This is a genomic window from Prolixibacter sp. SD074 (genome assembly GCF_009617895.1).
GTDB lineage: Bacteria > Bacteroidota > Bacteroidia > Bacteroidales > Prolixibacteraceae > Prolixibacter.
Genome location: NZ_BLAW01000001.1, coordinates 2,372,008 through 2,383,946, shown reverse-complemented (window position 1 = coordinate 2,383,946; position 11,939 = coordinate 2,372,008). Strand labels below are relative to the sequence as shown.

Genomic DNA, 11,939 nt, shown 5'->3' with positions numbered 1-11,939 from the left:
TTATTCAACTTTGAAATTGATCTTAAAGGTTAACGTATCTGTATATACAGGATGTTCCCCAGGGAATCTGAATCGATGTTTAAATCCTGTATAATAATTGCCCTTTTTAAGGTAAGGTCGGTGTGTACTCTCATATGTGGCTTTTTCCCAGGACCAAATAGAATCCCTGTTATCAACCCACTGTTGTTCAAAAACTCTGGATTCGTTTGTATTGAAAGGGTATGCTCCAGCGCCTACTGTGCTTATAAGTAATGCTCTAAAAGGCTTACCTAAATCCTCTCTTTCAGAGGAATAAACTTTACAAAAATCATTATCATTGTAATAGGCAAAATCCGGATCGAAATATAATTTATTGCCACTTTTATTCACTATGGCAAAGTAAAATGAAAAATTCTCCCCTTCATTAAATACGGTCGCAGGTTCTCCTTTTTCATTCAGAAGAGAGAATGTGAATTCAACTCCATCTACTTCTTGATGAATTGATGCGCTTTGACTATCTGGAGAAATAGTCCATAGGTTATCAGAGCTTTTTTCACATCCGCTTCCCATGATGCTAAGGAGGCATAGAGTCAAGCCAATTTTTAAAATGATTGTTTTCATCATTCAAAGTTTAAGATTCAACATACTGGATTTCTGCCCTGAATTTTCAGGGCTCTGGAGGTTCGGAGGTGATCGCATGGTCGTTTCATATTATAGGTTAGTTTAAATACTATAGCAAGCCACGTTATAGAGGCTTTTACCAGCAATCAAATGCTCGTTAATTCTTAGAACGAGTCTGTCTGGGCGTTTAAAATTAGATAGTTGAAGGTAATTAATGGTTGCGTTAAATTTTATGTTGGTGAGCATAATTTCGGGTAAAAAATAAAATTTCTTACCAATTCCTGGGAGTAGTCGTTACCTGATATTTTTATGTCAGCATTTTGTTAACTGTCAATCTGGTTTAATTGATACTCCTTTTTTGAGTTTTCTTACCGGTCCAGCCAGTTGCGGAAGAAGCGGGCCCGTTCGCGGCTGACAATGATTTTTTCTTCCGATTCGGGTTTGGTCTTCACGACAAGTTTCCCGTTGAACCAGTTGTTCACCCGGTTCACGGCATCGATGTTGATGATGAACTGCCGGTTGGCCCGGAAAAACTGTTCCGGAATTCGTTTCTTTATCGACTCCATAGATCAAAAAAAGGGGGCTGAACCTCCTTTTCTTATATTCCTAACAGGGCTCCCAGCTTTCCCTTCACTTCATCCAACACACCTGTTGATGCCTTCCCTATAAATTTTGCTCTCCTAACCTTCCAATCCAGCGATTTTACAGCATCGGCCAGAATAACCCCCGTCACATTTTTTGAGTCACAATCGACCTCAAACGGATAACCTTTTGATTGATTTGTGACGGGACAGACTACACACAAACTGGTTTTGAGGTTATACTCTCTTGGTGATATTACCAATGCCGGGCGATGGCCTGCCTGTTCATGTCCGGCTTGCGGATTAAAGTCCAGATAAATAAAGTCACCTTCATCGGGTACATATGTTACCATACTTCTTCTCCTTTTGAGTCCCCGGTTGACGTTTCTCCGTGAAGGTTGGACTCGTTAATCCCTTCCAGAAGTTTCGATAAATCATACTTCTTTGGAACCTTGGGCGTGAGATAAATGCTACCATCTTTCGTGGAAATATCGAGTTTTGAACCTTCTTTTAGCTTTACTTCATCGAGAATCGCTTTGGGCAGTCTAAGTCCTAGGCTGTTTCCCCATTTTTTGATATATACTGATGTTTCCATTTTTGCAATTTTTGAATTCTACAAGTTTTTGAAATAGTATGATTTTTTGGTTCTGGGACACTCCAAGGGAGTTGTTACAAAGATAAGCAAAGCAATAGTATAAACAAAGTATATACATTATTTGTGCCGGAATCAGACCTACCTTTTGGGGTCAGTATTTCTGCCATAGGCACCGTATAGAGGCGTTTACCGATCAAGCCAGTTGCGGAAGAAGCGGGCGCGTTCGCGGCTGACAATGATTTTTTCTTCCGATTCGGGTTTGGTCTTCACGACAAGTTTCCCGTTGAACCAGTTGTTCACCCGGCTTACCGCATCGATGTTGATGATGAACTGCCGGTTGGCCCGGAAAAACTGTTCGGGGTCGAGTTGCTTTTCCAGTTTATCCAGCGGATGGTCGACCACATGGTTTACCTGTTGAAAAGTGGTCGCTGTGGTGGTTTTTTGTGAACTGTAGAAAAAAGCAATGTCATTAATATTGATCTTCACGAATCCGTCGGCAGTGGGGACCGCCATCCGGGTACGGTATTTCTTCTGTCCGCTGAGCAGCGCTTCAGCCAGTTCTTTGTAGTCGGGCCCCGGCAATTCAGTCGCTTTTACCTGTTTTTGCATCGCATCCAGCTTCTTGATGCTTTTCTCCAGCATGGCCGGCTCGATGGGTTTCAACAGGTAATCGACGCTGTTCACGCGGAAAGCCTGAATGGCATATTCGTCGTACGAGGTGACGAAAATGACGAAAGATTGCGGCTGGACGGCATCAAATATCTCGAAACAGATGCCGTCGGAAAGTTGAATGTCGGAGAAAATAAGGCCGGGACTGGGATGGGTTTTCAGCCAATCCACCGAATCACGTACGCTGTCCAGGCAGGCAAGGATTTGCCAGTCGGGCCTGAGGCTGCTGATGAGTTCGGTCATCATTCGCTGCGTAGGTAATTCATCTTCAATTATCAGCACATTCATAACAATGCGTATTTAATCCAGAAGCGGGATTTGTACCGCGAATTCTGCTTCTGTTTCAACGATTTTAATGGTTTTGCCGGAGAGTAACCGGTAACGGTCAGACAGATTGTTCAACCCGGTTCCGGAGCTGTAAGTTGTCTTTTTCTCCTGCCGGTTGTTCCGCATTTCCAACATCATTTTCTCCGCATCCGTTTTCATCAGGATGTGAAGGGGTTCCTTTTGCGTGGCCCGGTTGTGTTTGAGCGCATTTTCAACCAATATTTGTAATGTGAACGGAGGAATGCGGTATTTTAAAAGGTCCGGCTCAATTTGGTTTTCCAGAAAGACAGCGTCACCTAACCGGATTTTATGCAGAAAAATGAACTTTTCGGTGAATTCCAATTCTTTGTCGAGTGTAATGGTTTCGTCATCGCGGCGTTGCAACACATAGCGGTACACATCGGCTATTTTCCGGGCAAACTCTTCCGCTTTAGCGGGATTATACCGAATCTCTGAAATGAGCACACTCAGGCTGTTGAACAGGAAATGCGGGTTCATCTGGTTTTGCAGGATCCGATATTCCGATTTCAGTTTTTCCTGTTTTAGCTTTTCGTTCTCGATGAGTGAATTGCGCCAGTTGGAGAAAAAGCTCCGCAGAAATAAAATGCTGTTGAAAATAAGCACGAAAATGGCACCAAAAGCATAAGTCAAAATAATTCCACGGAAGTGCAAATTGGGATGGCCGGTGTCCCCTGGAAGGACAATGAACATCGCAATGCCCACGACAGCTGTCCATAGCAGACTTAATGCGGCCTGCTTAAGTACCCTTGGAACAATGCGGAAGAACCACGGTGTTTTCTGATCGAGATACCGGTTAATGAGAATGTTTCCTTCGCTGAGAAGATTAAAGCCAATAATGGCCAGAATATACGGATACGAATCGTTGAGCGGATTTTGTGTGGGCGTTAAAATGAAATTGACAAACTGGAGGGTCAAGAGGGCCAGCAGGGACACAATGCCCAGGCGTATCAATGTAAAACGAAATTTATTCGACATGATGCCTTCCTTGTTATCTCCGGTTCCGAAATATAGCATAATTTTCAATGTCGCTAAAAATTAACGGATACGATTTCCTTCAGCTTATCAATTGGTCACTCCGGGTTACTTGGTATTATTGCTCTGTTGCCTATCGTTGGCCGGTACCAGTTTGCCAATGGTTTTTAGGTATTGTGTGACACTCAGTTTTACATTCGATTTGGCATCGATGTTATCACTCAGTGCTTTTTGCCATTGGGCCTGGCCTTCGAGGTAATTGGCCAGTGTTTCCATGCCTACTTCATAATTATCCTTGCTCTCTTTCAGGTTTTCTTTGGCTTGCTCCAGCGCTTTTTCGGTCATGGTCAACCGGGTCAAAGCATCTTTCAGGTTAAACCTTGCCTGGGCAATTTCCAGCATCATCTTTTCGGTGATGTCCTGCAAGTCGGTTTTCTGTATCTCCTGGTCCGCTTCAGCAGCCCGGATTTTGTTCCGCCCTTCACCCCAGTTGAAAATCGGAATTTTGACAGAAGCCATGGCCGTAAAAGAGGTATTGGAATAGGCGGAGCTGTTTATTTTCGGACCATCCAGGTAGTTGTACCCGGCCGATGCGCCTAATTGCGGAAGAAAATCAGAACGGGTCAGTCCGACCTGTTTTTGTTTCAATTCTACCTGCTTCTTCACGATTTGCCAGTCGGGGCGGTTTTGGGGATGTTCGTCTTCCATATTGGTGGACGGAATCACGCCTACCGTCAGACTATCTGACGCTGAAACAGCGCTGTTGAGCGGCAAACCGATAATGCGGCAAAGGTTCATGCGGGCCAGTTCGCGCCCGTTCTCCGCTTTCTGGACCATCAAAACGGCCTCATTCTTTTTTACTTCGGCTTTCAGTAAATCGTTGCGGGAGCTCATGCCGGTTTCATAACTGTTTTGCAGAATGTTGACCAGCTCATCCAGCATCTTCTTATACTTTTTTGCGGCTTTTACCTTGTCCTTCAGCGTCAGGTAGGTCCAGTAGGCCTGGTCACTTTCATAGATAACATTCGACTGTTGCAACCGGATATTTGCATCAGCCATATCTTCAGCCAAACCCGCCATTTCGTTTGCCTTGCGGATTTTGCCTCCCATGTAAATGGGTTGTTCGAGTTTTAATCCGGCCAGCGCTACGCCCTTGAGCCCAATCTCAAGATTCACATCGGGCATAAAGGCATACATGTTGAATACCGGATTGCCATCCGGGCCAATGACCGGCTGCCCGCTGGACGGATTGACCATCACATTGGGCTGCAACTGCCCACTGGCATCCGGCGTGTAAGTTGGCAAATAGCCGCCACTGATGGTGTAATCGACAGTGCTTGGCGTGTAGAAGAATGTTCCGGTAGCGGATAATCTCGGGAAATAATTGGCCCGGTATGCCTTCTTGTTATAAATGGCTTTCTGCTTTTGTGTATTGGCCTTGCTAATCTGTTTACTGTACTCCAGCGCCATTTCGCGGCATTTGTCCCGGTCAAGGGAAAGCTGGGCATGGGCAACGGTGGCTGATGCAAGGGATATGAGAATGAATAGGTTAATTTTCTTTATCATGGTTGGTTACTTTTTTCGATACTTCCCGTTTGGGATGGTGAATGTGAAAAAACAGTGAATAGAGCACCGGTATAATAATCAGCGTGATGAGTGTCCCTACCAGCAGTCCGGCCATGATGGTCACCGCCAGCGAGCCGAACATATCATCGGGCAGCAGCGGAATCATTCCCAGAATGGTGGTTAGTGAAGCCATCATCACGGGCCGAAGCCTGGAAGCCGATGAATCGATGATTGCCTGGTAATGGCCTTTCCCCGATTCGATTTGCAGGCCTATCTCTTCTATCAATACCACACCGTTTTTAATCATCAAACCAATCAATCCCAATGCACCGACGATGGCTACAAAGCCGAACTCTTTTCCCGATAGGAGCATACCGGAAACAATTCCGATGGTGGCCAGTGGCAAACTGAGCAGGATGATGGCTGGTTTTTTGAAATCCCTGAACAGGGCAATCAGGATACCAATCATCAGGATAATCGCCATGGGAAGGTGCATGAACAGATATTTTCGCGAATCGCTGCTGGCTTCATATTCACCTTGCCATTTGAGGTGGTAACCGTCGGGCAGTTTAATTGCACCGATTTTGTCTTTGATATTTTGTCTGACTTCTTCCGGCGAATGCCCGGGTACGTTGTTGCATTGTGCTTTGATGGCCCGCTCGCCGTTGTAACGCCACACAACAGGTTCCTCCCATTGGGGCGAAATGCCTCTTGTTGCCTGGTTGAGTGGCTTGCTGCCCATTGCTCTTTCCAGTAGATCGGCTGTGGTGGCCTGGCCGGTCAACAGTCCCCGCAACTCCTGCCGATTAATATTGCCAATAGTGGGGGTGAGGCTCCAGACCGGAACGTTATCCAGCTTTTCAACGGGCTTACCCCCTGAATTGGCACTCTTCAGGTAAATGGGGAGAGTGCGTCTGCCTTCGTGGTACTGACCGACGGGCAAACCATCGGTAGCTGCCAGCAATGCCAGGCTAACGTCGCTCCGGGATAGTCCGGCCTGACGGGCCAATGGTTGGTAATAATCTACTTTCAGGTACGGTGTTTCCGGTTCCCAATTGTTTGTCACCAATGTAGCCGTTGGTTCTGCTTTCATCACATCTTCAGCCTTCTGTGCCAACTGCTTCAATATGGCCGGATCGGGGCCGGTGAACAACGCTTCGATGGGATATTCCTTGTACATCAGGTTGTATCGCTTCATGCGGACATATGCTTGAGGATAGTGTGCCGTGAGGTACCTCTGCAGCGTATCCATTTTTTCTTTTAGCACATCCGGATTGGTGAAATCGACGATTAACTCACCATAGTTTTGTGAGGGCTGTGCAATGGACCGCACCAGGTTATAACGTGTCGGAGTGCCACCCAGACTAGTCGTTACATGCGTTACTTCGGGCTGGCTCATCAGGTATTGCTCCATACCGTGCAGATCACTATCTACTTCTTCGATGCGCGTGCCGCCATGAGCCCGGTATTCGATGTAAAGCTGATTATAGCTCAGGTCCGGGAAGAAACCTTGTTTGATATACCGATAAGAAAATCCGGTAATTATCAGCAGAACAATGGTTGCGCCAATGGTCAGTGCCCGGTGATACAACATAAAATTTAATATCTTCCGGAAGAAGTCATATATTTTACCTTCGTGCGCACCTTTTCCATTCCCTTTTATTTTCGATTTCATGAAACGCTTTTCAGCGATGATGGGGATATGCGTCAGTGCGAGGACCCAGCTCAACAGCAGCGATACAGCCAGTACAATAAACAGGTCGCGGACGTATTCTCCGGACGTGTCGGGCGACAGGAAAATGGGAAGAAAAGCGATGATGGCAATCACAGTTGCTCCCAACAAAGGCAACGCTGTTTTCTTAGGGGTATTTCGCAACGCCTTTGATTTTTTCACGCCGTTTTGCATATCGACCAGAATACCATCTACAATTACGATGGCATTGTCGACCAGCATTCCCATGGCTACAATCAGTGAAGCCAGCGAAACCCGCTGCAACGTTCCATCAAAAAAGTTCAGGCACAGGAACGAGCCCAGAATGGTGATGATAAGTCCGGTCCCGATAAGAACACCACTTCGAAGTCCCATCGTGATCATCAGGATGACAATCACAATCAACACCGATTCGAGCAGGTTCACCATGAATCCCTTGATGGCATCTTCGACCTTATCGGGTTGGAAGAATACTTTGTGAAAGCTGATCCCTGCCGGAATTCTGGATTGCTGCAATTCGGCCAGTTTGGCATCGATTTTCTGTCCAAGGCTGATGATATTTCCGCCTTGTTCCATGGAAAAAGCAATACCCATCGCTTTCTGTCCGTCGTAGCGCATCAGTTGCCGGTACGGTTTCTGGTACCCCCTGGTCACTGTGGCCACATCCTTTAACCGGATTTGGCCGGATTCGTGGCCCTGAACCAGCAGGTTTTTAATATCGTTGATGCTCTTGTAGGTATCATTAACAGCGACCCGGAGGCGTTTGCTCCCGGCATTGAATTCACCGGCGTAAACGGTTTTGTTCTGGCTGTTCAGCGTATTCAGGATTTCAGCAGGATGAACGCCCAGGTTGGCCATCCGGTTTTCTTTGAATTCCACGTTGATGCAGGGAGTCCGTTCTCCGTAAATTTGTACCCGGCTGACGCCCGGAATATCCTGTACTTCGCGTTTCACCAGATCGGCATAGTCCGACATTTTTTCGTAGTTGTAGCCGTCCGCCGTCATGGCGTAGAACATGCCATACACATCGCCGAAGTCATCGACAACGATGGATTGCTGCGCTTCTCCGGGCAAAGCAGCCTGGGCATCGTGCACCTTGCGGCGAAGGATATCCCATTTTTGCTCGACTTCACTTTTCTTGGTCGTACTTTCCAGCTCGACTTTTATCTCGGAATAATTATCCAGCGAGCGTGATTCGATGGTTTTGATATCACCCACCGATCGAATGGCTTTCTCCAGTTTGTCGGTCACCTGAAGTTCAACTTCATGGGCCGATGCTCCCGGGTAAACGGTTACCACCAGGGCCTGCTTTACCTTGATTTCCGGGTCTTCCAGCTTGCTCATCTTGAAAAATGAGTAAGCCCCTCCGGCAATCAGGACGAAAAGCAGAAAATAAACCAGTGGCTTATTCTTAAATGCGCTTTCAGTCAAATTCATTATAGCAGCCCTCCTACATTTGTTTTGCTAACCGGTGCCAGTGGTTTTACTTGCTGCCCTTCTTTCAGTGAATGAACACCGGCGGTGACGATTAATTCACCCGCTTTTAACCCGGAAGAGATCTCCATCGTACCATTGCTGCGAACAGACTGAGGCGTTACCTCGCGGGATTTGATTTGATTTGTTTTCGGCGAAAAAATCCAGACCATCGATTTTCCATTCCGTTCGAACACTGCAGTTACAGGAACCAACATCAGTTGATGGTTTCCTGAAAGGTAATTGATGGTTATATTGACATTCATCCCTGCGGCAACGTGCAGGTCTTTGGGCGGTTCCAGACGGAAGCGGGCCTGGTACAATTGATTCATATTCGATTTGGGAACAATCTCCAGCAGTTTCAGTGGAATGGGCTGATTGGGATAAACATCCACTGTGCAGGAGAAGCCGGCGAATTGGTCTTGCCGGATATAATCGGTAGCCGGAATGTCGGCATCTACTTCAAAATGGGACGTATTGAGGAAAGATACAATCGGGTAACCGGCATCCACTGTTTCGTGATTGTCGTAGAATTTCTTCTGAATATAACCGTCGAAAGGAGCAACCATCCGGGTATCTTTTAATGCGTTTCGGTTGGCTTCGCGTTTGGCCGTAATGCGTTTCAGTCCCGAAATAGCTTTATCGTAATCGTTGGGCGTTACGCTGTTGCGTTTGTGCAGCTCTTTTACCCGGTCGGCCTGTGCTTTTACCTGATCGTATTCGGCCTGGGTGGCGGCCAGTTGTATTTTGTAGTCGCGGGGATCAATTTCGGCAATTAGCTGGCCCTTTTTTACAAACTGACCTTCCTGGACCGGGAAATGAAGAATCGGCCCGGCAACACGAAAGGCCAGGTTTACTTCGGTGGCGGGTTTGATTTTCCCCGGATATTGAACGGATTGCACTTGTTGTCCTTGCCTGGCCGTATCGATTTTTACGGTCTGAACAGTGGTTTGCTCTGTCGTTTTTTCTTTGCATGCACTGAAAAACAGGATTATCATCATAAGTAAACCTGTTGTCAGCAATCCTTTCACTGAGGTTCTCATCATTATTTCACCTTTTGATTTTGGACAAAGGTATGATATAAAGGGAGATGATTGGGATAAAAAAGGAGCGAACCGTCGTTATTGAAACTTGAAATGAAATATCCTTTTGCGAAACGTGAATCAGGCTAACTCAGATATTAGGTGTAAAAATCCCTTGCCCACAGGGTGGACAAGGGCCTATGTGATAGCTTATTTGCTTGTCAGCTTTTTTCCCAAAAGGAAACTTCGATATCCTTCACGACATATTTTCGTTTGGAATAAGGCAATACCGACTGAAGATGTTCATCCTCTGCCGCTTTTTCGAAATGTTCGGAAAGCATCAGAGTCAAAGCATCCCGGGTCCATACAGGTTCACCGTCTTCGCGGTAGCCGCCAATCCAGTTGCTTTTTTCTGTCTGTTCGTCGTTCCAGTCATAGGAAGAAGCGATTACCAGTAAACCGCCACTATTCAATCTTTCGTGAACCTGGCTAAGGAACTGAACCGGATTGTACATTTCATCCAGAATGTCATTCAGCAAAATGAGGTCGTAACCGGTGTACAGGTCTTTCAGGTTGGATGCGTCGGCCTGGTAAAAGGTAACTTTTGTGGTCAACGCATTCAAATCCAAATCCTTCAGGTTAATCTGATGATAGGATACCAGTTCGCCCTCTTCCGGGAAAATGTATTGCATGTTTCCGTTTTCCTGAAGCTCGATAGCCAGCCGGATATTCCTTGCCGTAAAATCGAGGCCGGTTACCTCGTCAAAAGCACGTGCCAACTCCCATGTCGAACGCCCGGTTTTGCAACCCAAATCGAGTGCGCTGCCGGTTTTGCCCTGCATTCTCTCAATGCACTTTTCGGCTATTGCCTGATGATAATTCCGGAACCCATGCAAGCCAGGGCCGTATTGGGCATGACAGTAGCGCACCACTTCCGGATCGGTTTCGTACACATCGCGCTGAATGATTACGGGATTTTCCGATTCCACGTAACGGAAACCGGCATGTTGATAAAAGTGCCGGCGGAACGCATAACGCGCATCGCGGGTGGCTTCGTTTCCGGTAGAAATCCATGAACCACCTTTGATGAGATTGTGCTGCAAGTCGAACGTTGGCGTGGAAAAATCGTCGTAAAACGGATGAACTTTGAAGCCACTAAAGCCAGTTATCGGAGTTTCTGTCCACTGCCAAACGTTACCGATGATGTCGTAGAAGTCACCAAATGCGAATTTGTTCACCGGGCAGGGACTTTGATAGTGTTCCATGTTGATGTTGCCGGGCGCTTTATCCCAGTAAGGCTGATCGGGAATTTGTGCCAAATCGTGCATCCGGTACCATTCCTCTTCAGTCGCCAACCGGATGGAACGTCCGGTTACTTCCGATTTCCAGTTGCAAAAGGCTTTGGCTTCGAGGTAATTGACCTCTGCCGGCCACGACCATGGCATGTCGGTTTCGCTGTAAACGAGCCGGAGTTTCCATGCATCGCCTTCTTTTTTCCAGAATAACGGATGTTCAGCTTCTTTGTAACTTCTCCAGCTCCAGCCTTCTTCGGTCCAGTATTTTTCTTCGCGGTAGCCGCCTGCTTCCACGAATGCCAAAAATTCGCCGTTGGAGCATAGATATTTAGAAGCTTTGAACGGCCTCAACTTCATCTTGTGGTGACCATATTCATTGTCCCAGCCATAAAGCGGATCTTCCCGGTCTTTTCCCATTTTGACCAACCCCCCTTCCACCGGAAGTAACGAGTTGGCTGGTGGCAGGCCATTTTCAGCACAAATATTCCAGCCTTCAATCGGTTTCAAATACTTAAGCGGAAGCTGACGGATTAAAACAGACGAGGTTTCGAGATGAATTCGTGCGTGCTCAATACCCATTATGATAATCCAAAACGGACTTTTCCAATTGATAGGTAAATTGAGCGGAAGTTCACGGATAACCTGGTCGACTCGTTCGCGAACCAGCTTCCGGTACGCACGAACGTCGGCGACGGGTGGCCAGTCGTAATGGTTCATATCCAAATCATCCCACGACATTTCGTCGACACCGACTGCGAACATCGATTCAAATTTCGGGTTGATGCGGTTGTCGATGATTTTGGACAGGATGAGTTTGTTGATAAAAAACACAGCGGTGTGGCCAAAATAGAAAATCAGCGGGTGCCTTAACGGATCAGCTCGCTCGTACATGGCCGATTCGTCGCCAAATACGTTGAATAGATGTTCGTCAATATCGAATGTCTGGTGAAAATAGGATAATATCCGTTGCCGCATTTCTTCAACTGTTCCTGCATTGAGGATGGGGGTACGGGTATCGAAAAGTTCTTTTCGGTTGACCGTTATTGTCTTCATGATTCATGGTTCGGTGGTTACTGTGTTGATAACACGACAATAGGGGAAAATTGT

The 11,939-nt window shown here is 46.7% G+C and carries 10 protein-coding genes; all 10 read right to left on the bottom strand.

The window, feature by feature from the left end; all coding sequences use genetic code 11:
- Window positions 1-600, bottom strand: a complete 600-nt coding sequence (locus GJU82_RS10375) for a hypothetical protein (RefSeq protein WP_153632079.1) — start codon at window positions 598-600, stop codon at window positions 1-3.
- Between the two features lie 368 nt (window positions 601-968).
- On the bottom strand, window positions 969-1,166 hold the full coding sequence (locus tag GJU82_RS10370; RefSeq protein WP_153632078.1) for a LytTR family DNA-binding domain-containing protein: 198 nt from the start codon (window positions 1,164-1,166) through the stop codon (window positions 969-971).
- A 32-nt stretch (window positions 1,167-1,198) separates the two neighbouring features.
- The gene (gene mazF, locus GJU82_RS10365; RefSeq protein WP_153632077.1) at window positions 1,199-1,534 is read right to left on the bottom strand and encodes an endoribonuclease MazF; all 336 of its coding nucleotides are present in this window, start codon (window positions 1,532-1,534) and stop codon (window positions 1,199-1,201) included.
- Window positions 1,528-1,776, bottom strand: a complete 249-nt coding sequence (locus GJU82_RS10360; protein ID WP_153632076.1) for an AbrB/MazE/SpoVT family DNA-binding domain-containing protein — start codon at window positions 1,774-1,776, stop codon at window positions 1,528-1,530. Before GJU82_RS10360 ends, mazF begins: the two co-directional genes overlap by 7 nt.
- Before the next feature lie 186 nt (window positions 1,777-1,962).
- Window positions 1,963-2,733, bottom strand: coding sequence for a LytTR family DNA-binding domain-containing protein (locus tag GJU82_RS10355; protein ID WP_153632075.1), 771 nt, complete (start codon window positions 2,731-2,733; stop codon window positions 1,963-1,965).
- Window positions 2,734-2,745: 12 nt separating this feature from the next.
- The gene (locus tag GJU82_RS10350) at window positions 2,746-3,807 is read right to left on the bottom strand and encodes a sensor histidine kinase (protein WP_228488784.1); all 1,062 of its coding nucleotides are present in this window, start codon (window positions 3,805-3,807) and stop codon (window positions 2,746-2,748) included.
- A gap of 66 nt (window positions 3,808-3,873) precedes the next feature.
- The gene (locus tag GJU82_RS10345) at window positions 3,874-5,331 is read right to left on the bottom strand and encodes a TolC family protein (protein ID WP_153632073.1); all 1,458 of its coding nucleotides are present in this window, start codon (window positions 5,329-5,331) and stop codon (window positions 3,874-3,876) included.
- Window positions 5,315-8,479: an efflux RND transporter permease subunit gene (locus GJU82_RS10340; RefSeq protein WP_153632072.1), complete on the bottom strand. Its 3,165-nt coding sequence runs from the start codon at window positions 8,477-8,479 to the stop codon at window positions 5,315-5,317. Before GJU82_RS10340 ends, GJU82_RS10345 begins: the two co-directional genes overlap by 17 nt.
- Complete coding sequence (locus GJU82_RS10335; RefSeq protein WP_228488658.1) at window positions 8,479-9,561, bottom strand: efflux RND transporter periplasmic adaptor subunit; 1,083 nt, start codon at window positions 9,559-9,561, stop codon at window positions 8,479-8,481. Before GJU82_RS10335 ends, GJU82_RS10340 begins: the two co-directional genes overlap by 1 nt.
- 197 nt (window positions 9,562-9,758) lie before the next feature.
- Window positions 9,759-11,885, bottom strand: coding sequence for a 5-histidylcysteine sulfoxide synthase (gene ovoA, locus GJU82_RS10330; RefSeq protein ID WP_153632071.1), 2,127 nt, complete (start codon window positions 11,883-11,885; stop codon window positions 9,759-9,761).
- Window positions 11,886-11,939 lie beyond the last annotated feature (54 nt).